This is a genomic window from Sphingomonas sp. ERG5, assembly GCF_000803065.1.
Lineage (GTDB): Bacteria > Pseudomonadota > Alphaproteobacteria > Sphingomonadales > Sphingomonadaceae > Sphingomonas.
Window position 1 is genome coordinate 51613 of the sequence record NZ_JSXI01000076.1, and the last position, 22764, is coordinate 74376.

The following is a 22764-nucleotide window of genomic DNA, read 5'->3' on the forward strand; positions in this document are numbered from 1 at the left end:
TCCTGGTTTCAGAAAAAGCCGGTCCGGCGGCCATATGAGAGGTCGCTGGTTGCAGAGTCCCCGAGCGCCGACCGGCGCACGCTCAGAGTAACGCCCCGACTGCCGCGACTGCGGTAGTGGAGGTCGCGGACATCGAGGTTGTTTCGTTCCGCCCAGTCCTGGGCGTCGCGTTCGTTGGCAAAGTCGCCGATTTCCTGATGATCATAGGACATGCGTCTGGTCCTCTTCTGGGTTGGCAGGGCCGCGCACGCTGGCTGGGGCAGGGTTCGAAGCGGCGCTTTCGGCCAATCCGCCCGGCGTTGACGGGCAAAGCGCGACGAATGCAGCGGCGAGCGCGACAGCGATCATCGCCCAGACCGCAAGCGCCTGAACATCGGAACCGGGTGCGGCGAGGGCGAGCACCGCAAGCCAGATGAGGGTCGCGTGACAGCCATCGAACAGCCGGGTGGCGCGTGCCTGGGTGAAGGCGGGGATTGGCCGGCGCCTCACAGGTCGAGCCCTAGCGACTTTTCGGGAACGGGGAGCTGCCGCACCGGCGCCTCTGGCACCGGACCCAGCACCGCATCTAGCTTGGCCCTGAGCTCCGGGCTCATGCGCAGTTCGGGAACCTGGCGGGTTTCGATGGGATTGGTGTATCCGGCATCGACTTCGACCTTGCCGGTTACCTCAAGCGCGGAAGTCTTGTTGCCCGGTGTGCGGTCGAGCTGGAACTTGAGGGCCCCGAGATCATCGGTGACAACATGCATGTCATCAGTGGCGCGGGTGTTGAGGACATTTTGCGTCCGCTGGGTCGCGAGGTTGCGCTGGGAAGACGAGATCACCTCGATCGCATGGGCCTTGGTCATGCCCTGCGCCATGTGGGCATTGAGCGCATAGCCAAGATCGAGACGGCGCAGCATGGGGTCATTGGCGGGCAGGGTAAGCTGACGCTTGTCGGCAAGTTCGACCGTGACCGCGTCAGGCTTTGCTTCGATAACCTTCGCGTAAGTCGACTTGGCAATGTCGCGGACGGCATCCTTGTCACGCCAGAACACCGTGTCGCCATCATGGATCCGGATGGACTTCTGGTCATAGAGCCCGAGCCGGTCGAACTTGTGGTTTGGATCGATCCGGTCGGGATCGAAACTCAGGCGCTTGCCGCCCTTCTCGAGCGTGACCTTGCCGTCCTTGCGAATGTCGAGAATCGCATATTCACCGCGCGCGAGGCCAATCTCGCGCACATCCATCCGCGCCTCGAGGACCTGGCCGCGCCGGTAGGTTGAGGCAAAGCGCAGTTCCTCGCGGCTGACATTGGCGCTCTGAAGCGTTGTGAGCGCGATGCCTTCGCCCCTCAGCGCGCCCTCCTGGAGAAGCCCTTGCTGTACGAGGCTATTGATCTGGGTCCGGTCGTCGCGCCCGGCGGTGAAGATCGCCGTCGCCCCGCGCTTCTCCGGACTCAGCGACAACCAGAGCTCGGCGGCGCGCGCGACGTGGTTCTGACCCGCCTCGATCACCCGGCCGTGCGCCGCCAGCAGATCAAGCGCGAGGCTGGCATGGCCTTCGTTCGAGAGCCCCGCGACCGCCAGCAGGAGCGGCGAATTCCTCTGACGGATGCTCTCGTCCATCCGCACGGTCGCCTGGCCAGCGGCCTGCGAGACCGCGAACATCTTGCCTTGCTCGATCGCCGACAATTGCTGGCGGTCGCCCATGAACGGCGCCTTGGCGACATCGAGTTGCTCGGCAATTGCGGTGAGCCGCAGCATGTCGCGCGAAGAGACCATCGAGGACTCGTCGGTGATGATGACGGTATTGCGCAGCGCTGCTTTGGAGGCTTCGAAGCGATCGCCAGATCCCTGGGCTGCCGCCGAACCATGCTTGTTGATGAAACTGGCGATGGTCCAGGCCTCGATCCCGGCTTCCTTCATCTGCTCGACCGACATCGTGCCTGAAGCACCGCCGCGCAGATCGGCGACCATCTTGTTCTGGAAGGCGAGGCCGATCAGCTTGATGCCTTCTGCGCCAAGCACCTTGCCCAGCGCACCAAGCAGGGTCGACTTGCCGGCGCCAGCAACGCCCTGGATGTTGAGAAACCGGTCGGTGCCCGAAAGGATCGCAACGCCGGCGGCTAGCTGACCTTCGTTCAACTGCCAGCTATCGACGCCGGCCCGCTCGAGCCCGAGTTCGCGAGCGGCCTCCTGAAGCCGGGCCATGGCCAGATTGGGCGCCATGAAAGCGCGGCCCTGACCGGCACCGGCATCTAGGCGGTCAAGTATCTGCTGTTCGCGCGCCAGCGCCTCAGGCGTCGTCACCAGGTCGTAGTGGCCGTCGGCGCGATCGGACTTGCCGGGAATGAGGTGGCCCTCCCGGATAAGTTCCCCGATCCGTGCGGCCACGGCCTCACCCTCGAGGCCCTTGATCTGGAAGCCGAGCGCACTCGCCAGGATGGCATGGGGCAAAAATGCCGCCTCTCGCTCGGAAAGGTGCCGGATAGCGGACGCGGTCGCGTGCTGGGCCTTGATGGTTTCAGCGGGGAGGAACAGTGCCGCCGTCCCGCTGACAGCCAGCGCGCTCGGTGGACGCATGGCCGCACTGATCCGCTCGGCGATCTCGCCGAAAGCCTGAGAGGCGGTTTCCCGAAGCGATGGCCTAGCCTGGTGCTGTACCCGCGCCATGGCCTCTGCGACGAGCGGCTTGCCGTCGAAGCCCAGTTCGGCAGCGCGGTCCTGCCATCCCCGAACCAGCGCGGTGCGATCCTCGACCGCAAGCTTGGGATCGCGGGTATAAAGCGTGATCTGCTTCTTGGTCGCCAGAGTTGTGGCTCCGATCTCGGCGATCTTGGCCTCGATCTCGGCAGCGCGGGTCGAAAACGCCTTGATGACCTCGCCTGGCACGCCCTTGATTTCGAAAGCGCCGTGCTTGCCGGCGGCCTCGGTCTCGTAGCCGAGCTTCTGCAACTGGGCGCGGAAGGCGGCATGGTAGAACTGGCCGATCGTCGTATTGTTCTTCCAGATCTCACCGTTCCACAGTGCCTTCCAGTTGCCCTTGAGATCGCGGGTGAGGTTTGCGACCACGGCGTGGATATGGCCTTGCGGATCGAGCGCGCGGCTCGTGTCATGGGCAAAGAGGGCATAGACGAGATTGCCGGTCCGCTCGGGCTCGCCGTTGCGGCTGCGTTCGTAATTGCGGGCCTCGGCGAACTGCTTCTCGACAAGCTGCGCCATGGTCGAACGCACCGCGGCCAGGTGTGCACCCAGAATCCGCCGGTCGCCCGAGACCAGTGCCAGGATTGAGGCAGACTTGGGCATCGAAAAGGTTAGATCGAGGCCTAGGCGGCGCCCCTCGACCTGCCCAACCTTATCGCCATCTGGCAGATGTCCGTTCAAGATCGCCTCGAACGCATCCCTCTCGACCGGACCCGCAAGTCCGAGATCGCGCGCACCCTCGCCAGCCCAGACCCCGGCTTCCGCGTTCTCTTCAGCCGTGTAGTAGTTGTCGTTCGCGAAATAGTCGGCGGCGCCGCTCGAAGACCGCACTGCTGCAATGGAGTGCATGGGCTACATCTCCATTCCATCATCCGGGCCGTCAGCGAGGCCGAGACCGGGCACCTCGGGGCCATTTGGACCGCCTGCGGAGCGTTCAATCCTGCTCTCCGGTTCGAGCGCTTCGCCAAGCTCGCGCGCGGTCTGGCTGACACGCTGGGCCGCAGTCTTGGCCTGTGCGCTCGGCGCCGGTTTAGTCGCACTTTCGGCGTCGCGGGTTTGCGCCTGCGCATCGATTGGCGAACCGCCGGGACGGAAGACCATCGTGTTGCCGAGACTGCCTGCGGCGAGCGGGCTTTCGCCTGGCATGGCTCCGGCAGGAGGTGCAGCAACATCCGGCTGCGGCGCAGGCGTTGGCGGCCTCGGCAGATCCTCATCGCGGTCGAGTTCTACTTTGGGCTCGAGCTCGTCTTTGGTTTCTCGGCCACCACCTTCTTCGTCTGCATCGTCGTCGCTGGCTGGCTTTGCTAACTCGATTGGCTCGACGTTCTCGCGCAGGATGTAGCCTTCGGCGACCGCCGGGTAGTCCTTGTAGGTGAGCTTGATCCGCGCAGCATCGAAGCCCTCGGGGAATACCAGGAACCCGCGCAGCGAGGGCAGTTTCATGATATCGTCGGGCAGGACCAGAGGCTGGACTTCGGAGCGGGGGGTAATTGTCGCCGCATCGCGGATGTTGGAATAGCCGTAGCTGTAGGCCTCATCCATCATGCGCACCTCGCGGTGGCCGATGTAGTCCGAGCAGTGCTCAGCGGTATCGCGATCGGCGGCGGCCAGAATGAGCTTGGTGCGCGCCAGCGACGAGAGGTTCTGCGCGCCTTCCTTGCCGTAGGTCTCCGACAATTTGGCGAAGGAATGGATGCCGAGAACGAAGGCTCCGCCGAACCCCCGTGCGGTCTGTAAGCCGTCCTCGATTGCGGGCAGGCGGTGCAGCGCATGGACCTCGTCGAAGAAGAACCAGGTGCGCAACGAGCGCGTGCGCGGCAGGCGCATCAGCGTGTGCACTGCAAGGTTCATCCAGAGTGAGAGCAGCGCGCGGTTGAGGACGAGTTCGTTGTGCGAGGAGGTGATGAACAGGATGCTGCCCGGCTTGTCATCGGTGCGGATCCAGGCTTGTATCGAGAAGGGCTCCTTGCCCTCGGGCAGGAAGCGCAAGCCTTGCGCATTGGTGTTGAACACGGCCCGGATCGACTCCGCCATCTTGGCCGCTTCGGGCGCAGTCAGGGGATCGGCGACGGTGTTTTCGAGCATCTTGTGGACCTCCTTGAGGTCCGCCATCATCAACCGGCTTGCGAGCGCCTGGTTGGTCGCCTGGCCATCCTTCATGAGCTTGATGCAGGTCTCGACAAACAGCGTGCGCGCAGCGAGCATCCAGAAGGGCTCGGCCCCGCCGCCATCGGCCGGAAGCAGGGCTGCGGCGATACCGGTAAAATCGGCATGGTTCTTCGCCTCGCCGAACACCGACCAGCTCGGGCAACGCTCATCCATCGGGTTGAGGATCACGTCGGTCTGGGGATTGTAGAACGCCTCGACGTAGGCACCGGTGAGATCGAAGACGACGGCGCGATCGCGGCGCAGGCGCATCTGGGCAATCAGCGCGCGCATCTGGGTGGTCTTGCCGGTCCCGGTCGAGCCGATCATCATCGTGTGCGACTGTTCGGTACGCCAGGGGAAGGCGACTCCGGCGAGCGAATAGGCGTGGTGAATGCCGGCCGCTTTACGCGGGGCAAGCGGCATCGCCATAACCTCGTCGAAGCTCATGTCGGGAAGCCGCTCGGCGATTTCCTGTTCGAGCGCAGCCCGGTTGTGGGCATTGATGACGGCTGCCAGCTCCGCACCGTCGACCAGCATCGCGCCGCGCTGGTGACGCTCTTCGAGGATCGACTTTCCGCGCCGCTTCGAGAAATCGACAAACCAGATGGCGAGCGGCACGGCGAGGAACAGCGAGATGAACAGCGAACCCCAGACTGCGCGCATCATCCGGTTCCAGGCAATGGCAACATCGGGGTGTGAGGCGACCATCGAGATCGGGGCAGGGATCACTTCGCCAGAGGGCAGGGTGAGGTTGATGACCTTGCCGGGATTGAACTCCATGAACCCCCATCCGGCCGCGTAAATCCGCATGAGGATCATCTGCACTTCGTGTTCGTGGAGACGCAGCGCGAGCGCGACCGAGAGCACGAGGAGGAAGGTGATAAACCACACCATGAAAGGCAGGCGCGCGGAGGCAAACCACATCAGGAATTCATGGGTGATGAGCTGCGAACCGCGGGTGAAATCACCGGCATTGCGCGGCATGGTCCCGCGCGCCGAATGGTGCTGCAGCTTGCCCGGCCGAGCGCGGTCGGACCAGGTGTCAGGCTCCGCCATGGAAGGCCTCCATGCGCCGCTCGGCTTCGGTCAGAAGTTCGGTGTGTACCTCGGGGTATTCGCGCTGGACGATGAGGTCGAGCGCGAGGAAGGTATACTCGGACGAGAACTGCCGCCGGCGATCCTGCTCGGATGAACCGGAAAGGTCATCGATGAAGCGCTCGATGGCGATTCGCAGAAGCTTCGATCGGGAGATATTGCGCGAGACCGCAGCGGCATTGGCCGCCTCGGCAACTGATCCGGGAAGCCGGACCGAAATCAGAACTGTTTCTGTCATCACCAAACCCTTCGAAAAGGGCCCGGTGGAGATTGCGCCTGGATGTTTTAGGCCATCGCCGATGGCTTGGCAAGGGAAGGGGGAGCCGGTGCCTGCCGTATTCAAATGTATTACGCGCAAAATGGCGCAAATGCGTCGTCCCCAATTGTGTTCAGCAATTATCACACATTGTGATACATGGATGGCATTGCTGTATACGCGCGCAGTTCTGCCAATTTCTCCTACTGCCGTGCAGTGTACGGTCTGCACCCTTTCCCTTTGATCCTGTAGCTCTGATGGCTCGTGGTTTTGGGGGATCTAAGCCGAATCCGGGCGGGCTTTGCACGGCCTGTCAGCGGCATGCCGGCGCTGCGGCATTGCCCAGGATCGGCAGGGGCAACCGAGGCAGAAAGCGGCAGGGGGCTTGCCAAGCGGGCCGAGATGCCGATCCTCGCGCGCGGGAGGTTTCAGCACCAACCTACGAGGTACAACCATGGCCAGAAAAGGAAGTCTCGAAGCCGAAAGACAGGCAATCGCAAAGGAGCGTCAAGCGCTGGAAGCGCGCGAGGCGAAACTGCGGACAAGCGAGCGGGCGGCAAGCGTCGAGCTGATGCACAAGTCGGTTCTCGGCAAGGCGCCGTTCGAGAGGGTCGAAGCATTCTTCGCCGCTCTCGGAAAGCTCGGTCTGGACGAAGCCGAGAAGCGCCTTCGGGCAAGCTGAAACCGGCCTCGACAGAGGCCAGCGCAGCCGGGGTTCCCAAAGTTGCTGCCTGCCTTGCGCAGGCAGGCGAGGGGGCCCCGGCTGTGCTTTATCTGGACACGCAAAAAAGGGGCCGGAGAGCCCCTTGTCGGTGCCCTCCGGCGCTGCGGTCGATGATCATTTCAAAACGGGCAGTCGGCGTCCCATTCGGGATCCATCACCACGCTCATGAAGCTCGCGGCGCGGGCGATGTTCGCTTCGTCAAAGTCGTCGGCCATCATGCCTGGGACGGAATGGACGATCCGGTCGATCAGGTCCTGAGGCAGGGCGTTGTAGTCGCCCTCGTCGATGGCGAGATAGCAGCCGAACGCGTCCTCAATGACGTGCTGATCGAAGAAGCTGTGCTGGGCCCGGATAGTCGCGGCGCGCACTGCTGCGTCATAGCTGATGGAGTCGAAAGCCGGGATTTCGAGGGTCTTGGTAAGAGCGTTCATGTGAGCCTCCTGTCAAAGGAATTGAAGAGGTCTCCTCCGGGATGGCCGAGCTTGGCCCGGGTCAGGAACGGGCCGCCCGCGGCCCGCCGCGCAGCGGGGGTGGGGGAGCCGATTTTTTCGCCTTCTTCAGGCGTAAAAATTGGGGGAACCGCCCTTCTTGACGCGGGCCAATGGCGGCCATCATGCTTGGAATTCTACGAGAGTGTTTAACCCTGTTGGGCAGCACCCCCGGTGGTCCCAGGCACGGGTCTCGTCCGCCCGGCCGATGCGAAGCCTTCGCGCCCCCGCCAGCAGGCCGTCAGGCCGTTACTGGCTAGGGCAAGAAGCGAGCGAGCCGGGCCATGACAGTGTGCGTCCGGGTCGACACAAAAGAAGGGCATCCGGCGGTGAGGCCGGACACCCTTCTGGTTGATGCAATCAGAGCAGGCCCCGCTCAGAACGGCGGGAGTTCATCGCCATTGACGGTGCCACATGCCGTGCGCTTCATCGCAGGCCGCTCAGCTTGCGCTGCGGGATTGGTCCGCGCCGCCGGAGTGTCGTTCTGGACCGAAGCGTCGCGCACGATGTGGAGGGGAATGCGTGCTTCCCGGAGCCGGTCGGCAAGGTTCGCCTGGATGCCGCCGCCGCTGCACACCACCGCCTCGACAGGCTTGAAGGCGAGCATACGTGCGTTGCGCTGATAGGGTGCCGAAGGTCCCCGCGAGGTATCTGGCTTGCACAGGATCACTGGCACATTGTGGCGCGATGCCCAGGCTGCCGCGATCACGTCCGCGCCCTTGTTCTGTGCGGTCGTGGCCAGCGCCATCGACGGGACCCGGGCATGGATCGCATCGAGATAGTCTTCAACGAGGGCAATGTCGGTGAACTGCTGTCCGCCCGAGAACACCACGACCGGACCCGATGGGGCAAACTGTTCGCGCCGCTGCGCCTTCTGTGCCGCGAGATAGTCGCGTGCTTCGATCATCGAGGCATTGGTCTTGGACGACACCCTGGACCCACGCACCGGCGAGAAGGGCCGCCCGGTTTCGACAAGGTAGATCCGTGCGGCATGGTCACGCATGCACTCCATCGCATCGCGGCATTCGGCAAGGCTGCGGGCCTGCATGGTGAGGTCCTCAAGGTCAGTCGCGTAGACCTCGCTAGGATCGTATTCGCGCAGCTTCTCCTGCAACCGGTTCGCCATGGAATCCTCGCGGTCATCGAGGCGTTTGGCGACGACATGGAAACTGTTGGCCACGCCCCATGCGACTTCACTCGCGAAGTCCTCCATCCGGGTGTCGCGGAACAGGTCGAAGACCGTTGCCAGCATCATCTCGATTGCCGCCTGCGCCACCTCGGGGTCGGGCATTTCGGCAGCGCTCGGCTCATGCTCGATCGAGAGCTTGGCCAGTTCGGTCTGCTCCATGAATGCCCGGGCGTAGTCGGGCGTGGCGATTTCGCGCGCATAGTGTTCGGCAAGGTCGGCGAAGTTCGAGAAACGGTCCGTCATGATAACCTCCAAAAGGAATTGTCTCTCATCACGCTGATGAAAGATGCCCATCGGAAGGACGCCGGAGTCAGGCAGTCAGGGACGGCGGCGCGCACGCGCTGCCGCCGCGTGTCGCGGGCGTGGGGGGAGCCGATTTTTGCTCGCAAGGCGGTAGCCGCAGCAGGCCAAAATCGGGGGGCACCCGCGATCCTTGACGGCCGCCAATCTCCCAGGCGTCATGCTATGGCGATGCTGATTTCGCTCAGCCACCGAGATGAGAGAGAGATTACGGTTTTGCCCCCGAACCCCATTGGGGCGTTCGGGGTTAACCGCAAAACACATTCCAGGAACGAATTAGACGGCTGCTCCCAATACGAACCTTGCTCGTTCACGGCGGAGCATTTCGTATGGGCTCATGCAGGTAATGCCGAGACCGATGCATGCATTTGGGATCTTGATCTTGCGTACCGAAGCCGAAGGCACTTCGTGAGTCACCACGACGCAGTCGTGGGCTTTGGCATGTGCCACCAGCCAATAATCGGCGACTTGCAAGAAAGTCGCGATTGCGGCGGGCTCATAGGCTTGCCCAGTGGCCCAGGCGCTCACCTCTCCCAAGGCAGGGAGAACCGCGTCGTCGGGTGGCAAGAAAAAGCCCTTGCCTCGGGCATGGGCCCAGTTCGCAAGTTCGTCACCGCCGCCTACGAGTTCGTCGCTGACCTTCTCGATGCTTGCGACAATCGCGGCTGCGTTCTGATCTACCAGCCATTCCCAAAAGGCAGGGCAGAAATCGAAGCCATAGTGAAGGTTCTTTGCCTGGATGAAGACGTTCGCGTCGAGCAGGTAACGGGTCAAGCCAGCACCCCTACTTCCTGCCCGATGTGGTTGAAGGTCTCGGTCTTCGCAACACCGAGCATACGAAAGGCATCACGGTAAAGGGTCTGGCCCTCAAGCGTGCTTTCGACCAGGGCGCGGGCGAAACGGCGGCTGACGCGAGACAGGGTCGTACGATAGAAGTCGCCGCCGCCGCCGCTTCGTTCTGCGATCACTCGCAGTCGGGCGCGCTCGGCAGCCCATGCGGCCTCGAAGGCAGCCCGGGTCAGCCAACCGGCATCGAGAAGACGTCTTAAAATGACAAGGCTGCTGACCTTGTAGCGACGCGTGAGACGAGCGACGGCGTCGTCAATTGCTTCATCCGCGACGAGATCGGCTTGTAGCGTTACCAATGGCACGAGTAATTCAGCTGCGACCGCGTTGCACCAGACTTCCTCACGCCGGAAACCCGCGACCGGCGCGGCGCTGGCATTCGATATCGCAGTGGCACCAAGCCAGAGGTGCGCGAGTTCATGGGCAAGCGTGAACATCTGAGCGGACTTGCTGTCCGATCCGTTGATGAACACCAGTGGCGCCTGGGTGTCGGCAAGGGCAAAGCCGCGGAACTCTTCCGGATCGAGCTTGCGGTTATTGTTACTGAGAACGACGCCGCTTACCATCACCAGTACGCCGAGCGCGTCGGCGTGGCCAATGAAGAGTCGCAGAGCCTCCTCCCAGGTCCGGCAGGCAGCACGCGCTTCTAGGTCGAAGCCTAGCGCTTCAGCCATCCGCGCTGCCACAGCGACTGGCTTGTCATTCAGCGAGGCACTGCCGACAAACGCGAGTTCGGGCAGCCGCACGGCCCGGGCATAGTCCTTGAACCATCCCTGGCGCTCCTGGCAGGCATAGACCATGTCGAGGAGGTTGGGACTGGGGCGGTGAATGGCGCGGCCATCGACCGTCCGAAAATCTGGGATCGGCAATTGCTCATGAGGCGGAGCAGGAAGAAACAGATAGCCAACCGGCACATGGACAGCATCGGCGAAGGCTTGCAACTGCTTGATCGTGGGCTGCGCGTCTCCGGCCTCCCACAGGGCAAGTTTGGGGAAGCGGTGGTCCAGATCTTCCGGGCTCTTGCCTGCACGCTCGCGCGCCCAGGTCAGAAGCTCAGGATGGATGGCCGCCCGCGTCATGGGTACTTAGTAGTCTTGCATTGGACTCTGCGGCAAGACCGCATGGAATTGCCTGGCATCACCTGATCACCGACACTGCGACACCGGCCGCGTCCGCGACGGTGCGCCACTGGTTGTCGGCAGTGAGCGCCGGAAGACCGTCCCGGCGCGCGAGCGCCAGGCAGAAACGGTCGCCGAGCGACAGGCCGGCCTCGGCCGTCGCGGCGCGCAGGCGCCCGGCGATGGTGGCGAGCGCCTGGTCTGCCTCGACGATCGCCATCGGCAGGGGCCGCAGCATGGCGTCGACCTGGTCGGCGGGCATGCCAGCATGGATGAAGTGGCTGACGACCTCGGCGTAGTTGACGCTCGACATGCGCGAGGCGCCGATCGCATCGGCGACCTTGCCCGCGCCGGGCTCGTCCCGGAGCAGGGCAAGCAGCGCGGAGGCGTCGAGTACGACTTCGCTCATTCGCCCGATTCCTCACGGCGGCGGGCAAGAAAGGCATCGACCGATGCGGCAGCGTTGCCTTCGGTGTATTTCTTCGCCAGCGCCTGGGCGTGGGCGATCGACTGCGCAACCGTGCGCAGGATCACGCCGTCCTCGGTTTCCTCGACCAGCAGCGCGCCGCCGCCGGCCAGGCCGAGCCGCTTGCGGATCTCGGCCGGCAGGCTCATCCGGCCATTGGGCGTGATCGTCACTTGTACCGTCATGGCACTGCTCCTGATGCGGCGAACGCGTCGCGAAGCGCGCGCGTGAGCCAATTCAGGGGCCATATGCCACAAAATTGCAAACGTGTCACGAACGGCACATCGTGGCACGATCGCTCAGCTTGATAATAAAGCTTATGTTAAATAATATCAATGTCTTAGATGGATTTAGGACCGTCCTGCCACGACGATTGATCGCGCGGCAAGCGCTGCTCGTCATCGATCACTTCGAGGTGATGCGGCGCTTCGCGGCCCCACGACCACAGCACAAGGTTGCGATCGTCGGGTGTCGCACGCGAGGCAAAGCTCGGGACGATGACGCCCGCGCAACCCGCCTCGATCAGCCGGTCGGCAAGCTCCCAGGTCGGAACCGGCTTGCGATCAGCGGCGAGCCGCTCCCACGCGCAGCTCAGTTGCGTGAGGGTGACGTCGGCTCGCTCGCGTACCGCGAGATCGGTGAGGTCGAGCACATCGGCAATCTCGGCGCGGTAGCTGCAGATGGTCAGCGGCTGCGCCTTGAAGGCGAAGCCCTGCTGGGCTTCAAGCCAGGCCGTCTCGAGGCTCAGCGCCGCGTAGAAGCAGGCCGTGCCAATGCGGTTGAACCGTCCGCCATGGAGCTTTGCACCTTCGCCGGATACAGGATCGTAGGCCCAGGCCGGATGATGCGCGCGGTAGACGAGGCCGTCGAACCGGCTGAAGGAAAGCGCCACCTTGAGATTGCCGCCGATCAGGCAAACCCACCGGCGGCGATCCGGCCGAGATAGGCCCGGACCTTCTCGCCGAGGCCCTGGCGGACGAGTTCTTCGGCCGTGGCGTCACCGAACGAAGGCAGCGGCTGCGAGCGGTACCAGGCATAGGCAGCCAGTTCGCTACCCGCCCAGGGGATGACACGGTTGATGATTTCGCTCACCTCACGCAACCGCGCCTGGGTGACCACGCTCTGGCTGCGGGCAGCCTTGGACACCGCATCGCGCGACAATCCGGCCGCCAGCGCCAGTTCCGACTTGGTGATGTGCAAGGCCGCCGACAGGCGGTCGGGCGAGACGCCTTTCTCGCCGGTGACTTCGCTCAGGAATGCCGCGCTTGCCATGTGCCTCACCATTTGCCGATTTATGAGGCAGTATATGCGGCGGAAGGCGCAAAATGTCAAGTTCGGCCCACGGGCCGCCGCTCAGACCTAGCCGAAGGCGACGCCGAGCTTCTTGCGCTTTGCCGGGGCCGCGGCGGCCTTGGGCTGCGCCTTGGGTGCTGCCCCGGCCGCAGCTTCCGATGCAACTTTGGCCACAGCCTTCGGGCTCTGGCCGGGTTTGCGGCCCAGGCCGATCCTGACCGCGAGCTCCTTGCGTTTGGCGGCATAGTCGGGCGCGACCATCGGGTAATCGGCAGGCAGGCTCCAGCGCGCCCGGTATTCGGCGGGCGTCAGGCCGTGCTCGGTGCCGAGGTGGCGCTTGAGCATCTTCATTTTCTCGCCGCATTCAAGGCAGGTAACCGCGTCGGGCTTGACCGAGGAACGCACCGAAACGGCAGGCTTCAACTCTTCCGGGGCCGGTTCCGGCGCCTGTCCAAGCGCGGCAAGCGAAGCGTAGACCGCCTGGATCAGGCCCGGCAGGTCCGCGGCAGCCACCGAATTGTTGCTGACATGGGCAGAGACGATGTCGGCGACATGATCCAGCAGTGCTTCGTTTTCCATGCGGGCGAGACCTTTCCAATTCCCGGATCAGGGGCTCCTAGGCGATCGGTCGCCACCACGCCAGAGGGGCCGCGCAGCCGCGCGCCTGGCGCGGCTTGAGGGCTCGATGGTCCGGTTCAGGCCGCGAAGAGGTCGCCCTGCGGATTTGAGGACGCCGCACCTAGTCGCCTTATCGGCGCGGGCCTGCGCAGCAGCGCAAGCACACCGGGCTTGACCACATAGACCGCATGGCGCCCGCCGCCGCGGTTCTTGTGGTTGGTGGCGTAGCCCGCATAGTGCCGGGTCATCAGCCCAGCGCGGACCAGATCGGAGATCGCGCGGCTGACATTGGCGCGGCCCACGGCCTGGACCTGCTCCTCGACCGCGACCTCGATCCGCGCCGCGTCGAACTCCGGCTTCCCGGTAAGGTCGGCCTTCAGCCCCTCGGCAACGCGTGCGCGCAACGCCGCGCGGCGGGCAGGCTGCGCGCTCATGGGGAGAAGCTGGGAGCAGAGCCATTCGCGCAGGAGCACCGGGACGCCGCCTTGCGCGACGAACGGCCCGGCCTGCCCTCGGCCGTCGGCAATCTCGGCGACAAGCTGGAGGACAAGGAAGGCGTAGCGCGGGCGGTTCGAGGCTTCGACCAGGACCGCATAGATCCCGCCGACACCAGTGATTTCTTGGGCTCGTTCCATTGAGCAGTATTGAGCACAAAAGGTGAATCCTGTGAATCCCCCTTGTACTCCGCCATGTCGTTTGTCGCCCGTGACACTTCACCCAGCGGCGCTGCCGGACATGCGCGGCCAGTCGCGTCAAAGCCGATCTCTCGGCCATTCGGATCCTCAAGCTGGCCCGATCGCCGGATCGCCCTCAGCACTGGTCACGCGGGCGATGCAAAATGACACTCCACGCGAGGGCAAAGTGTCACAGATGCCATGCCTGGAAGGGTGCAAGCCCGACCCGGCAGGCAAAAAAATGGGGCCAGCGTGAGCCAGCCCCTTGGAAAGTTTTGGGAGAGGATGCCTGAAAGGCACCCTTCATATGGGTCGGGCGCCTTCATGCTGCAAGTGCGAAATAGACGCCGCGCGTTGCCTTTTTCGCAACCGCTGTTTCGCCCTTCGCAGCAACTACATGAGTGCTCGGGGGACTGGCCTTGGCCCAATGGGAGGCGGCGCTGCCGCCTCCCGGGCTCGGGTCTAGAGGAAGAGGACTTCCTCGGCGACGATCTCGACCGCGTAGCGTTCGACGCCCTCGCGGTCGGTCCACTTCGAGTAGTGGAGGCGGCCCTGCACCTCGACCAGGTCGCCCTTCTTCTTGTGCTTGGCGACCGAAGTGCCGAGGCCATTGAAGGCAGTGACGCGGTGGAATTCAGCGAGGGTTTCGGTGTAGCCGGCCTCGTTCTTGACCGTCTTGCCGTCGACCAGCTTGGGGCGATCGGTGACGAGGGTGAACGAAGTGATCGCGGTCTCGCCAGCGTGGCGGGTTTCAGGAGCGGCGGCGATGCGGCCGATCAGGATGACGAGGTTCTTCATGGGGTTATCTCCGTGGCTTGAACTCGGCGGAACCGCCCGCCGATGAACAGGTCAGGCGGCGCCGATAGGCCCGGGCCCGCACCGCGCGCATGCGCGGGAAACCCAAAAGCGAGGAGTGGTGCGGCAAGCCCGCAAGGGCTTCACGGTCCGCTGCTTTTGGGTTGCGGCCAGGGACTGGCGCCGCATCGGTTCATCGGCAAACGAAGGGCGGTTTCGTCAGGTCAAGCCTGCGGATCCCCGCAAAGCTCAGACCCGTCAGCCTCGGTCCTTTCGGCAGGACCTGCTCCTACCCGCCAGCGCCCGCGCCAGCGAGCGTTGTCTCCCTCGCCCCGCACCATGCCGGTTAGAGACGCCTGGGGTCACACGAGGCCGCACCTAGCCCCTCCCCGTCCCGCGTCACGCGCTACGGTCTGGCGACCCGTCCATTGCAAAAGGTGGCGCCCGCAGGCGGGTAAGGCTCGCCCCCTCGATAGGGATGCCTAGCGCCAGGGCCGCGCGAGGCCTTGCGCGACCAGATAGTCGCCGGCGTCGACGCCGTTCACCGAGACCGTGGCGAGCGTCCGCCCATAGGGGTCGGTGCCAAGCCGCGTGATCATGACCTGCCCGCGCGACAGCAGCCGCGTCAGGGCAGCGCGCGAGGCTTCGCCCGCGGCAAAGTCACACCATGCGTAAGAGCGCCGTCGGTCCTGGCACTTGGGGCTGTCCGGCAATTCGGGCGCATCGATGCTGGCAATGCGGACCCGCTCTCGGCCGCAGCGGATCGTGTCGCCATCGTGGACGGAAGGAGCGAGGCAAAGCGCGGCGGCAGCAAGGAGGATCGGCATGAGGCGGAACCTAGCGCCCTCGCCCGCCTGCGCCAACCAGCCTTGCCACATCTCCCCCCTGGCCCCGATCGTCACCCGAAGGGCCGGCATTCATGCCGGCGAGCTTGGGTGGGCGGCGGTGCGACAGCGCCGACGCTCCGCCCTAGCAAGTAGAGCGGGTCGCCGCGGTGCCCGCGTGGGGCGCGGGTGTCGGGGTGCCCCCTTCCCTCCTCACCTCGCCACATCCCGGCAAAACCGTTATTAATGCGCTCCAATGCGACCTGTCCGGCCCAACTGCCGCAGGCAGAGCCGCCGAAGGGAAAGGATTCCGGCCCATGCCTGAACCACGGATGATGCCAAGCGCCCTGCAGGTGGCGCGCGCGATGGCGCAGGTCCTGCGCACGAAGCTAGGCGTGTTGGATACTGAAGAGATCAGGCTCACCCGCGAGGAAGCCGCGCTGTGCCTCGGGCTTGCCGAAGGCGTGACCGAGACCCTGGAACGGGACGCACAGCAGGACCGGTGATCCGCCCCCGGGGTTCGGATCCTACCGGACGTTGAGCCCCAGTTCGCCGAGCAATTGCCCAGCCTGCTCGCGCGAGATCGTCGCTCCGCGAAACAGCCCGGCATCGACCAGGCGCAGCCCGCCAAGGTCGGCGCCGCGCAGGTCCGAGCCCTCGAAGCGCGATCCGGCGACCATCGCCTCGCGCAGCGAGCAGTCCTCGAACACCGTCATGCGGAAATCGCCCTTGCGCACATCGGCACCGGACAGGTCGACCCGGCGCAGGGCTTCCTTGCGGAACGAGAAACCGGGCAGCTTTGCCGAGACCAGCAGCACTTCCTCGAAGTGGATGTGCATGGCGCGCGCCTCGGTGAAATCGGCGCCGGTGAGCTTGGAGCCGGTGAAGCGGGTCGAGGTCAGGCTCGCGCGGCGCATCGCGCAATTGTTCCAGTCACCGCCGATGAACTCGGCTTCGCTGAGGTTGGCACCCGAGAAGTTGGCGAACGGTCCCCGGCAGCCCTGCCAGACCGTGCCTTCGAGCTTTGCCCCTGCAAGATCGCTGCGCCGCAGGTTGCAGCGTTCGAAGCGCCAGCGGGTGAGGTCGAGGCCGGAGAGGTCCGCCTCCTCGAGGTCGCAGTCGATGAGTGTGCGCGCCGCCCCGCCGATCAGGCGCTCGATGTCGCTGCGCGCCAGGGTGGCGCCCGCGATGGGCTGCGAAGCGAAAAGGTTATCCATCACAGGACCGGTAGCGCGGCATATGCCGCCACGCCAGCAAACCGCCGGCGGCCTCCACGGTTGTGCAGCGGCAGGCTCGAGGCGCCCGCTCGGCGGGCTTGCGGCGACCGAGCGGCTATCATAGTCTGAGCCCAGCGTGCCCATCCGGGGCCGCGAAAACCTGAAGGAGATGCGCGAGAGGTCGAACGGGCAGCGTCGATCGCGAGAAATTGGAGAGACCCAATGATCCAGCGATACCGTGTGCTCGGCCGCAGCGTGGCCGAAGGCGATGAACTTCAGCTCATCTTGCGCGACGCCTACGAGCGCAAAAGCCCGGTCCATTGCGAATGCCGCAAGGGAACCGAGCTCCCCCTCTACATCTCGCACCGGCAGAACCGCTACGTGCTCGCGCGCTGGCCGGGCTCGGGCGCGCGTCATGCGACCGCCTGCGATCACTACGAAGCGCCAGACTATCTCACCGGCATGGGCCAGGTCCGTGGGTCAGCCGTGCTCGACGATGAGGCGAGCGGCGAGACCAGCCTCAAACTCGGCTTCCCGCTGTCGCGCGGGGCCGCCCGGCTCGCCCCCGCGGCACTCACCAACGACAAGCCGACGGTGAAGTCCTCGGGCCAGAAGCTGTCGATGCGGGGGCTGCTGCACGTCCTCTGGGATCGGGCCGAACTCACACACTGGCATCCGAAGATGGCGGGCAAGCGGACATGGTTCGTCGTGCGCCGCGCGTTGCTCGAGGCAGCGGCAAGCTGCCGGGCCAAGCAGGAAGCCCTGCCCCACGTGCTGTTCGTGCCCGAGAGCTTCAAGATCGAAGAGAAGGAAGAGATCCGGGCCCGCCGCCGCGCGGCCCTCGCCCGGGTCTATGCCTCGCAGGGCGATATGATGGTGGTCGTGGGCGAGATCAAGGAGATCGTGACCGCGCACGGCGCAGAAAGAATCGTCCTGCGCCATGTCGGCGACATGCCCTTTGTGATGGACCAGGACATGGCGCGGCGCTTCCACAAGCGGTTCGCGGGCGAACTTGCGCTGTGGCAAGCGCAGGATGGGCCGAACGGCAAAAGCGGCCATCTGGTTCTCGCCGGCTCGTTCGCGCGGCGGCGAGAGGGCACTTTCGACCTCATTGAGGTCGCGCTGATGCCGGTAACGGGAGAATGGCTCCCCTACGAAACCAGCGACGAGCGCTATCTTGTCGGCAAGGCGGTGGCGGAGAAGCGGCGGTTCGTGAAGGGCCTGCGCGTCAATCTCGACACCGACACGCCGATCGCCAGTCTGGTACTCAAGGACACCGGCGAGGAAGCGAGTGCCATCCACATCCATGACCGCGACAACGAGGTGGCCGAACCCTTGGAAGCGCTGCTCGCCGGGCAAGGCGTCGCACACTTGCTGTGGAAGGAAGGCGAGCCGCTCCCGGCCCGCGTCAGCCGGCCGCCGCGGCGAACTTGGGATGGTCAGCAGGCCGCCTGAGCAGGCTCAGTCGTCCGATCGGGGCAGCGGTTTGGTCGGCAGCAGGTCGAGACGCCGGGGCGTGTCACCAATCGCCCGCAAGGCCTCGAGCCGCGCGGCGACCTCGCTTTCGTGCTGGGTGATCTCGATGCGATTGAGGCCCACGATCGTCCAGACCGCGAGTTCGGGCCGTTCGGTTACGTGGACCGAGTAGGCGATGGGCAGCTTGTCGGGATAGAGCCAGAGCAGCAGCACCGGGAGCGCGGCGAGGTTCGGTTTGCCGCCCGACGCAGCGAGCGTCATTACGCCACCCTCGCGGTCGTACCGGCAGGTGATCCCAAGCGGCTGCGGGTGGCCGGCAAGGCCGAGGATCGTCTCGCGAGGCCTCACGCCGAAGACCGCGTCGAGTTCGGCCGGGGGCTCGGCCTCGGCGTTCTCAGCCATTTCGGCGAGGAACAGTTCGACCGCGGCGAAGCGCGCGGCTTCCTCGCGGGTGCAGGCAAGTTCAAGCGTGAGCGTAATCGAGGACATGGCTGGGACTTTCGTGTTGCAGCGCGCGCCCCACGTCCCGTTGCCAAGGCAAGGGATAGAACGGCGGACCCGCGCGGAATTGAACGGGTCAGAGGATGAGGTGGCGCTCGACGTGGGCGCGTGTCCGCGGCCTCTGGAGGTTGAAGACGGGGACGCCGTGGCTGGCGGCAACGCGCAGCGCCTGGCCGGTGCCGCCCGAAGCCTCGCCGTCGGCGGTCCAGCACAACACGAATTCCGCAGGGCTATCGAGCGAGCAGCCCAAGACCTGGAACGCGTTTCGGGTATGAAGCGCCTGGACGAACGCCGAGAGCCCGGCAAAGGCCGGATGGTGCGCGGCAGCGATGATGCGCGCCCTGCCCCAGAGCTGGTCGCCGAGCGTCTCGGGATGGAACTCGCTTGCCGAGCCGCGCCAGCCCGCCGCCGGCAGGAAGATCTGCGCATCGCGGCCGGCTCCGCGCTCGAACGCACTGTCGGCGCCGATGGCGTGGCCCGAGCGCAGGACATAGCCGCGCTTGGTGAGCGCGAAGGCGGCGCGGGTCATCAGGCTGAGGATCTCGGGCGGTGTCGCGCGCGCACCGATCCCGGCATAGAAGCGAGGCATGGACTTGGACTCCCTTTAGGAACGCCTGCTCCAGCCCCCTCCCCTTACCCGGTGTCGGCGGCAGCGACCCTGGCAGGACCGTAGGCGGCGAGCAGGTTGCGGTGGAGCACCGCGTTCGCAGCGGGGAAAAAGCTGCCGTCGGCGTTCGCCCGGGTGATCTGGAGCGCGGCAGCGACCACGTCGCGGAATGGGCGCATGACGGCGCGCGAGCCCTCGTAGGTCACCGGCTGCGGAAATCCCGCCGCGATCCAGGTGGCTGGTTCCACAAGGTCGTCGAGCCAGGCCTGAGCGCCTTCCGGCAAGGGCATTTCCGCCGAGACCAGCCACAAGGTCCGGTATGTCCCGAAATCATGGACATTGGCGACAAGGGCAAAGCCGAGCGGCAGCGGCGGCTCGCCGTTGATGGCAATGATTGCGGCCTTGTAGGCGAGCAGTTCGAGGGTGTTGGCCGCGGCAAAGTCTGCGCATTGCCCGAGCTGCGCGCAGGGCTCATCGGCGGGACCGGCGCCGAATTCGAGGATCCGGTGCCGGCTCATCGCGCTGCCTCCTCGCAGGCGTCGGGATACCAGGCGAGTTCCACCGCGTCGGGATGGGCGGCATCGAAGGCCGCAATGCGCGCATGGGTGATCAGGCCTGCGCGATCCTTGAGCCCAACATAGCCGCCGTAGAAGCGGCCGCCGGCAGCAACGAACTGGGCGTGGATGTCTTCGCTCACCGCCTCGATGACGAAGAAGCCCGGCAAGCCCGCGATGTGCGCCGGCGGCAGGACGCCGAGCATGTCGTCGAAGAAGGACTCGCTCACCCGCGATAGCGGGAAGCGGGCGAGCACCGCCTCGCGCGAGGTGGCCCGCAGGGCCCCATCAGCTACGGTCATCGCTCGCACCTCCGGTCACCACAAAGGCCGGGATGGTCAGCTCGGCGCGACCCATCTCGCGTTTGAGATCGCGCAGCCGCGTGAAACTGTTGATCCACGACGGCGGGAAGAGGACGTATTCGTCTTCGCTCGCCGTGTAGTCGCGCATCTGGCCTTGCCCATCGAACAGGATGATCTCGGGAAGATAGGCGCCGGGGCAGCCACCCGACCAGCGGCGGAACGGCAGTCCGTGCTCGGCGCAAAAGGCGTCGATCTCGGGGATCTGCCCGCCGTTGAGTTCGGTGCCGTAAAGCTCGAGCGGTTCGCCGTGGGGGAGCTCCGCCGGATCGAAGGGTTCGCCGTCCCACTCGGTGCGCAGGTCATAGCCCGCCGCATGTGCGGCAAAGGCTTCGAGATGTTCGCGCGGCAGTACGCCGCCGATGGTGATGTGGACGGGGACTCGGTCGCCCATGGGCTAGGTCCTTTCGCTTGGGTCTGATCCGACCGGCGAAGCCCCCCTCCCCTCACTGTGACGTCGCCGCGGGCCTTCCAGCACCCCAGCGCTCGGTGCTGCGATCGACTGCGAGTTCACTGGAACAGGTCTGGCACAGCGCGAAGGCTTCAGCGGGCGTGCCCGCGAGCCATTGCTCCCAGCTTTCTCGGGCGAGGACGACGGGCATGCGGTCGTGTACGTCCGTCATTTGCGGGCAGCCATCGACCATGACCATCGAATAGGCCGCGCCCCACTCCTCGGTCGGGCGCCACAGCCCGGCGACGGCAAAGACCTCTTCGCCCGCCAGCGAGTACCAGGTCCGGGTCATCTGCCCCTTGATGCCCTCAGCCTCGGCCCAGGCGCTGACCGGGATCAGGCAGCGGCGGCGCTCGAAGCTTGGGCGCCAAAATGCAGTGCCGAGCTTGTCCTCGCGCGCGTTGTTGACGGGCTTGGGCCTCAGCGGCTGACCGTTCTTGCCCTTCAGGATCAGCGGGAATCCCCAGGTCATGACCCGCGTCTCGCCCTCGGCAACGACGAGGCCGGGATAGCCCGGATAGACCTCGGCGGCGAAGTTCGCGCCCGCGGCGCTGCGCGCACCGAACAGACGGGCGATTTCTGCAGGGGCCTTGGTCATGCGGTACAAATTGCACATGCCCCGATGCTCGGCGGACCGCCCTGCCCTGTCAATCAGCACGAGCAGCAGCGCCCGCCATCTTGCAAAATCGTTCCCTCTATGTTCTTTTGACGGCATGGAACGAATCGATACGTCTGCTGTCGCTCATGCGATCCTGGACGCCCCGGGCTGGGCGCGGGTCGGGATCACGGCCCCAAGCTCGTGCCTGCGCGAGGATGCCGCGCTCGAACTCGCGCGCGTGATTGCCGATGCGGTCGACGCGCCGGTCATTACGCCGTCACTGGAGCAGTCCACCCTGCCGCTCTGAAGCGCGCTTGCTCAGCCCGCGGGGCGGGCCAGCAGCGCCTCGATCTGCGGATCGAGCGTAAATCCGAAACGCCTGGCGATCTCGGCGGCGTGTTCGAAGTCGGCAGCGCTGACGTGGAGCGAGCGGGCGAGATACGCGAGCGTCTCACCTTCACGCGGCGCGGACAGGGCATGGAGATTCCCGTGCGCCTGCGTCACGGCAAACGGCCAGGTCATGGCGACGCCGACCACCTCCTCGGCAAGCACGACCAGCGTGTCTCCGGTACTGATGGCCTCGTCGCACTGGACCGCGTCGTAGGCATTGCCGGTGCTGGCAAAGGCGTGGTGGCGCCGGGCGGTGAATGCGAAGCGTTCACTGTCGGTGAGCATTTTGGTTCTCCGGATATCCCCATGCAAATGAAGAGGCGGAACGCCGGGCGGGGGGCAGTGCCGGCGTTCCGCCTCAGGCCGCGCGGGGGGCTCATCCGCGGCCTTTGCACGGGGACGGGGACCCGCTTGGGGCCCCCGCCGGTTGGAGTTGGGCTTGCCGATCAGGCGTCGACGAGCGGCGGCAGTGCGCCATCGTGTTCGGCGCCGTCCTTGGCACCCGCCCGTCCGCGCTTGACGGGCGGGGTCGCGGTGCTTTCGCCCAGGCCGTCACCGGCCTGTTCCTCGCGGCGATCGCCGCCGGCATCGTCGGCCGGGAACATGTCGCTCTCGCCGTATTCGGCGGTGCCGAGGCGGTTGTCACGGCGGCGCGGACGCTGCCAGGCGATCGCCATGGTGCCATCCTCGCGCGGGAACGCGGCGATGTAGAGCGGCTGCACCATCGACGGATCGTCGATCTTGCCCTGGTAGAAGCTCTCGCCGGTCGAGTTCGAGGAGAGCTCGAAGAGCGCGCCGACGATCACCCAGCGGCGCTGGTCGTTGAGCGCGACGATCTCGTAGCGAGGGGCGCGCGGGTTGCTGGAGGTCACCGGCCGCAGGCCGATGGTGCGGGTGATGGTGAGCGTTTCGACAGAGCCGATCAGCTGGCCGTTGGCGTTCTTGCGGATTTCACCGATGTTCATGGACGTTCTCCTAGGTGGATCGATTGCGACCGAACCCCTTGTTCGATCACTCTCTTCCCACCCCCCTTCCCTCCCGGCCGTCAGGCCGAAGCTGCGGGCTTTGCCCGCAGGGGGAGCTAGATCTTCCAAAC

At 65.4% G+C, this 22764-nt stretch carries 30 protein-coding genes; 4 read left to right on the forward strand and 26 right to left on the reverse strand.

The window, feature by feature from the left end; translation table 11 throughout:
• Positions 1 to 8: 8 nt before the first annotated feature.
• The 5 genes from OO12_RS27775 to OO12_RS24490 are packed head-to-tail and all read right to left on the reverse strand — an operon-like array spanning position 9 to position 6162.
• Positions 9 to 212, reverse strand: a complete 204-nt coding sequence (locus OO12_RS27775; protein ID WP_019054080.1) for a hypothetical protein — start codon at positions 210 to 212, stop codon at positions 9 to 11.
• Positions 202 to 489: a hypothetical protein gene (locus OO12_RS24475; RefSeq protein WP_034161356.1), complete on the reverse strand. Its 288-nt coding sequence runs from the start codon at positions 487 to 489 to the stop codon at positions 202 to 204. The genes OO12_RS27775 and OO12_RS24475 overlap by 11 nt, the downstream gene beginning before the upstream one ends.
• Positions 486 to 3530, reverse strand: a complete 3045-nt coding sequence (gene mobF, locus OO12_RS24480) for a MobF family relaxase (RefSeq protein WP_020997447.1) — start codon at positions 3528 to 3530, stop codon at positions 486 to 488. The genes OO12_RS24475 and mobF overlap by 4 nt, the downstream gene beginning before the upstream one ends.
• 3 nt (positions 3531 to 3533) lie before the next feature.
• Complete coding sequence (locus tag OO12_RS24485) at positions 3534 to 5885, reverse strand: type IV secretion system DNA-binding domain-containing protein (protein ID WP_034161357.1); 2352 nt, start codon at positions 5883 to 5885, stop codon at positions 3534 to 3536.
• Entirely contained in the window at positions 5872 to 6162 is a 291-nt protein-coding gene (locus tag OO12_RS24490; RefSeq protein WP_034161358.1) for a hypothetical protein, read from the reverse strand. The genes OO12_RS24485 and OO12_RS24490 overlap by 14 nt, the downstream gene beginning before the upstream one ends.
• A gap of 472 nt (positions 6163 to 6634) precedes the next feature.
• Here OO12_RS24490 and OO12_RS24495 point away from each other — a divergent pair, with 472 nt between their 5' ends.
• Positions 6635 to 6862, forward strand: coding sequence for a hypothetical protein (locus OO12_RS24495; RefSeq protein WP_006949427.1), 228 nt, complete (start codon positions 6635 to 6637; stop codon positions 6860 to 6862).
• 161 nt (positions 6863 to 7023) lie between these two features.
• Here the strand turns inward: OO12_RS24495 and OO12_RS24500 are convergent, their stop codons facing one another.
• From OO12_RS24500 to OO12_RS24555, 12 genes are all read right to left on the reverse strand, one after another.
• Positions 7024 to 7335, reverse strand: coding sequence for a hypothetical protein (locus tag OO12_RS24500; RefSeq protein WP_006949425.1), 312 nt, complete (start codon positions 7333 to 7335; stop codon positions 7024 to 7026).
• 433 nt (positions 7336 to 7768) lie between these two features.
• The gene (locus OO12_RS24505) at positions 7769 to 8824 is read right to left on the reverse strand and encodes a DUF2493 domain-containing protein (protein ID WP_020997449.1); all 1056 of its coding nucleotides are present in this window, start codon (positions 8822 to 8824) and stop codon (positions 7769 to 7771) included.
• A 333-nt stretch (positions 8825 to 9157) separates the two neighbouring features.
• Positions 9158 to 9655, reverse strand: a complete 498-nt coding sequence (locus tag OO12_RS24510) for a DUF4411 family protein (RefSeq protein WP_006949422.1) — start codon at positions 9653 to 9655, stop codon at positions 9158 to 9160.
• Positions 9652 to 10806 carry an ImmA/IrrE family metallo-endopeptidase gene (locus OO12_RS24515; protein WP_006949418.1) on the reverse strand — a complete coding sequence of 385 codons (1155 nt, stop codon included), beginning with the start codon at positions 10804 to 10806 and terminating at the stop codon, positions 9652 to 9654. Before OO12_RS24515 ends, OO12_RS24510 begins: the two co-directional genes overlap by 4 nt.
• 58 nt (positions 10807 to 10864) lie before the next feature.
• Positions 10865 to 11254: a PIN domain-containing protein gene (locus tag OO12_RS24520; protein WP_006949416.1), complete on the reverse strand. Its 390-nt coding sequence runs from the start codon at positions 11252 to 11254 to the stop codon at positions 10865 to 10867.
• On the reverse strand, positions 11251 to 11496 hold the full coding sequence (locus OO12_RS24525; protein ID WP_006949414.1) for an AbrB/MazE/SpoVT family DNA-binding domain-containing protein: 246 nt from the start codon (positions 11494 to 11496) through the stop codon (positions 11251 to 11253). Before OO12_RS24525 ends, OO12_RS24520 begins: the two co-directional genes overlap by 4 nt.
• 155 nt (positions 11497 to 11651) lie before the next feature.
• Positions 11652 to 12203: an RES family NAD+ phosphorylase gene (locus tag OO12_RS24530; RefSeq protein WP_006949412.1), complete on the reverse strand. Its 552-nt coding sequence runs from the start codon at positions 12201 to 12203 to the stop codon at positions 11652 to 11654.
• A 17-nt stretch (positions 12204 to 12220) separates the two neighbouring features.
• Complete coding sequence (locus tag OO12_RS24535) at positions 12221 to 12583, reverse strand: antitoxin Xre/MbcA/ParS toxin-binding domain-containing protein (RefSeq protein ID WP_006949410.1); 363 nt, start codon at positions 12581 to 12583, stop codon at positions 12221 to 12223.
• Between the two features lie 87 nt (positions 12584 to 12670).
• Complete coding sequence (locus tag OO12_RS24540; protein WP_006949408.1) at positions 12671 to 13183, reverse strand: MucR family transcriptional regulator; 513 nt, start codon at positions 13181 to 13183, stop codon at positions 12671 to 12673.
• 116 nt (positions 13184 to 13299) lie between these two features.
• Positions 13300 to 13857, reverse strand: a complete 558-nt coding sequence (locus OO12_RS24545; RefSeq protein ID WP_006949406.1) for a hypothetical protein — start codon at positions 13855 to 13857, stop codon at positions 13300 to 13302.
• Between the two features lie 501 nt (positions 13858 to 14358).
• Positions 14359 to 14694 (reverse strand): single-stranded DNA-binding protein, encoded by a 336-nt coding sequence (locus OO12_RS24550; RefSeq protein ID WP_006949404.1) that lies wholly within the window; start codon positions 14692 to 14694, stop codon positions 14359 to 14361.
• A 479-nt stretch (positions 14695 to 15173) separates the two neighbouring features.
• Positions 15174 to 15518 carry a thermonuclease family protein gene (locus OO12_RS24555; protein WP_006949401.1) on the reverse strand — a complete coding sequence of 115 codons (345 nt, stop codon included), beginning with the start codon at positions 15516 to 15518 and terminating at the stop codon, positions 15174 to 15176.
• Between the two features lie 314 nt (positions 15519 to 15832).
• Between OO12_RS24555 and OO12_RS24560 the strand changes: the two genes are divergently transcribed.
• Positions 15833 to 16021 (forward strand): hypothetical protein, encoded by a 189-nt coding sequence (locus OO12_RS24560; protein ID WP_006949400.1) that lies wholly within the window; start codon positions 15833 to 15835, stop codon positions 16019 to 16021.
• Positions 16022 to 16042: 21 nt separating this feature from the next.
• On the opposite strand, the gene OO12_RS24565 is transcribed toward OO12_RS24560, so the two are convergent.
• A complete protein-coding gene (locus OO12_RS24565) occupies positions 16043 to 16732 on the reverse strand; it encodes a pentapeptide repeat-containing protein (RefSeq protein ID WP_006949398.1) in 690 nt (229 codons plus the stop codon).
• Between the two features lie 222 nt (positions 16733 to 16954).
• Between OO12_RS24565 and OO12_RS24570 the strand changes: the two genes are divergently transcribed.
• Positions 16955 to 18187: a DUF1173 domain-containing protein gene (locus OO12_RS24570; RefSeq protein WP_006949392.1), complete on the forward strand. Its 1233-nt coding sequence runs from the start codon at positions 16955 to 16957 to the stop codon at positions 18185 to 18187.
• Positions 18188 to 18193: 6 nt separating this feature from the next.
• Here the strand turns inward: OO12_RS24570 and OO12_RS24575 are convergent, their stop codons facing one another.
• The 6 genes from OO12_RS24575 to OO12_RS24600 form a co-directional block, all read right to left on the reverse strand.
• Positions 18194 to 18697: a hypothetical protein gene (locus tag OO12_RS24575; RefSeq protein WP_006949390.1), complete on the reverse strand. Its 504-nt coding sequence runs from the start codon at positions 18695 to 18697 to the stop codon at positions 18194 to 18196.
• 88 nt (positions 18698 to 18785) lie between these two features.
• Positions 18786 to 19298: a hypothetical protein gene (locus tag OO12_RS24580; RefSeq protein ID WP_006949389.1), complete on the reverse strand. Its 513-nt coding sequence runs from the start codon at positions 19296 to 19298 to the stop codon at positions 18786 to 18788.
• A gap of 44 nt (positions 19299 to 19342) precedes the next feature.
• On the reverse strand, positions 19343 to 19834 hold the full coding sequence (locus tag OO12_RS24585) for a hypothetical protein (RefSeq protein ID WP_006949388.1): 492 nt from the start codon (positions 19832 to 19834) through the stop codon (positions 19343 to 19345).
• A complete protein-coding gene (locus OO12_RS24590; RefSeq protein ID WP_006949386.1) occupies positions 19831 to 20172 on the reverse strand; it encodes a hypothetical protein in 342 nt (113 codons plus the stop codon). Before OO12_RS24590 ends, OO12_RS24585 begins: the two co-directional genes overlap by 4 nt.
• Positions 20159 to 20623, reverse strand: a complete 465-nt coding sequence (locus tag OO12_RS24595) for a hypothetical protein (RefSeq protein WP_006949384.1) — start codon at positions 20621 to 20623, stop codon at positions 20159 to 20161. The genes OO12_RS24590 and OO12_RS24595 overlap by 14 nt, the downstream gene beginning before the upstream one ends.
• Before the next feature lie 52 nt (positions 20624 to 20675).
• The gene (locus OO12_RS24600) at positions 20676 to 21296 is read right to left on the reverse strand and encodes an SOS response-associated peptidase (RefSeq protein WP_034161359.1); all 621 of its coding nucleotides are present in this window, start codon (positions 21294 to 21296) and stop codon (positions 20676 to 20678) included.
• A gap of 97 nt (positions 21297 to 21393) precedes the next feature.
• Between OO12_RS24600 and OO12_RS24605 the strand changes: the two genes are divergently transcribed.
• Positions 21394 to 21585 carry a DUF6771 family protein gene (locus OO12_RS24605; protein ID WP_006949381.1) on the forward strand — a complete coding sequence of 64 codons (192 nt, stop codon included), beginning with the start codon at positions 21394 to 21396 and terminating at the stop codon, positions 21583 to 21585.
• Between the two features lie 11 nt (positions 21586 to 21596).
• Here OO12_RS24605 and OO12_RS24610 read toward each other — a convergent pair whose 3' ends face one another.
• Together OO12_RS24610 and OO12_RS24615 are read right to left on the reverse strand one after the other, a co-directional pair.
• Positions 21597 to 21953: a hypothetical protein gene (locus tag OO12_RS24610; RefSeq protein WP_006949380.1), complete on the reverse strand. Its 357-nt coding sequence runs from the start codon at positions 21951 to 21953 to the stop codon at positions 21597 to 21599.
• 161 nt (positions 21954 to 22114) lie between these two features.
• Entirely contained in the window at positions 22115 to 22633 is a 519-nt protein-coding gene (locus OO12_RS24615) for a DUF736 domain-containing protein (protein WP_006949378.1), read from the reverse strand.
• Positions 22634 to 22764: the final 131 nt, after the last annotated feature.

What these genes read in the sequence shown, in the direction of transcription:
- OO12_RS24605 (WP_006949381.1), top strand. Translation starts at nt 21,394, where the DNA reads ATGGAACGAATCGATACGTCTGCTGTCGCTCATGCGATCCTGGACGCC.
- OO12_RS24525 (WP_006949414.1), bottom strand. Translation starts at nt 11,496, where the DNA reads ATGACGGTACAAGTGACGATCACGCCCAATGGCCGGATGAGCCTGCCG.
- mobF (WP_020997447.1), bottom strand. Translation starts at nt 3,530, where the DNA reads ATGCACTCCATTGCAGCAGTGCGGTCTTCGAGCGGCGCCGCCGACTAT.
- OO12_RS24490 (WP_034161358.1), bottom strand. Translation starts at nt 6,162, where the DNA reads ATGACAGAAACAGTTCTGATTTCGGTCCGGCTTCCCGGATCAGTTGCC.
- OO12_RS24535 (WP_006949410.1), bottom strand. Translation starts at nt 12,583, where the DNA reads ATGGCAAGCGCGGCATTCCTGAGCGAAGTCACCGGCGAGAAAGGCGTC.
- OO12_RS24550 (WP_006949404.1), bottom strand. Translation starts at nt 14,694, where the DNA reads ATGAAGAACCTCGTCATCCTGATCGGCCGCATCGCCGCCGCTCCTGAA.
- OO12_RS24585 (WP_006949388.1), bottom strand. Translation starts at nt 19,834, where the DNA reads ATGAGCCGGCACCGGATCCTCGAATTCGGCGCCGGTCCCGCCGATGAG.
- OO12_RS24570 (WP_006949392.1), top strand. Translation starts at nt 16,955, where the DNA reads ATGATCCAGCGATACCGTGTGCTCGGCCGCAGCGTGGCCGAAGGCGAT.
- OO12_RS24580 (WP_006949389.1), bottom strand. Translation starts at nt 19,298, where the DNA reads ATGCCTCGCTTCTATGCCGGGATCGGTGCGCGCGCGACACCGCCCGAG.
- OO12_RS24500 (WP_006949425.1), bottom strand. Translation starts at nt 7,335, where the DNA reads ATGAACGCTCTTACCAAGACCCTCGAAATCCCGGCTTTCGACTCCATC.
- OO12_RS24560 (WP_006949400.1), top strand. Translation starts at nt 15,833, where the DNA reads ATGCCTGAACCACGGATGATGCCAAGCGCCCTGCAGGTGGCGCGCGCG.
- OO12_RS27775 (WP_019054080.1), bottom strand. Translation starts at nt 212, where the DNA reads ATGTCCTATGATCATCAGGAAATCGGCGACTTTGCCAACGAACGCGAC.
- OO12_RS24505 (WP_020997449.1), bottom strand. Translation starts at nt 8,824, where the DNA reads ATGACGGACCGTTTCTCGAACTTCGCCGACCTTGCCGAACACTATGCG.
- OO12_RS24590 (WP_006949386.1), bottom strand. Translation starts at nt 20,172, where the DNA reads ATGACCGTAGCTGATGGGGCCCTGCGGGCCACCTCGCGCGAGGCGGTG.
- OO12_RS24565 (WP_006949398.1), bottom strand. Translation starts at nt 16,732, where the DNA reads ATGGATAACCTTTTCGCTTCGCAGCCCATCGCGGGCGCCACCCTGGCG.
- OO12_RS24610 (WP_006949380.1), bottom strand. Translation starts at nt 21,953, where the DNA reads ATGCTCACCGACAGTGAACGCTTCGCATTCACCGCCCGGCGCCACCAC.
- OO12_RS24515 (WP_006949418.1), bottom strand. Translation starts at nt 10,806, where the DNA reads ATGACGCGGGCGGCCATCCATCCTGAGCTTCTGACCTGGGCGCGCGAG.
- OO12_RS24595 (WP_006949384.1), bottom strand. Translation starts at nt 20,623, where the DNA reads ATGGGCGACCGAGTCCCCGTCCACATCACCATCGGCGGCGTACTGCCG.
- OO12_RS24540 (WP_006949408.1), bottom strand. Translation starts at nt 13,183, where the DNA reads ATGGAAAACGAAGCACTGCTGGATCATGTCGCCGACATCGTCTCTGCC.
- OO12_RS24545 (WP_006949406.1), bottom strand. Translation starts at nt 13,857, where the DNA reads ATGGAACGAGCCCAAGAAATCACTGGTGTCGGCGGGATCTATGCGGTC.
- OO12_RS24495 (WP_006949427.1), top strand. Translation starts at nt 6,635, where the DNA reads ATGGCCAGAAAAGGAAGTCTCGAAGCCGAAAGACAGGCAATCGCAAAG.
- OO12_RS24485 (WP_034161357.1), bottom strand. Translation starts at nt 5,885, where the DNA reads ATGGCGGAGCCTGACACCTGGTCCGACCGCGCTCGGCCGGGCAAGCTG.
- OO12_RS24575 (WP_006949390.1), bottom strand. Translation starts at nt 18,697, where the DNA reads ATGTCCTCGATTACGCTCACGCTTGAACTTGCCTGCACCCGCGAGGAA.
- OO12_RS24600 (WP_034161359.1), bottom strand. Translation starts at nt 21,296, where the DNA reads ATGTGCAATTTGTACCGCATGACCAAGGCCCCTGCAGAAATCGCCCGT.
- OO12_RS24555 (WP_006949401.1), bottom strand. Translation starts at nt 15,518, where the DNA reads ATGCCGATCCTCCTTGCTGCCGCCGCGCTTTGCCTCGCTCCTTCCGTC.
- OO12_RS24615 (WP_006949378.1), bottom strand. Translation starts at nt 22,633, where the DNA reads ATGAACATCGGTGAAATCCGCAAGAACGCCAACGGCCAGCTGATCGGC.
- OO12_RS24520 (WP_006949416.1), bottom strand. Translation starts at nt 11,254, where the DNA reads ATGAGCGAAGTCGTACTCGACGCCTCCGCGCTGCTTGCCCTGCTCCGG.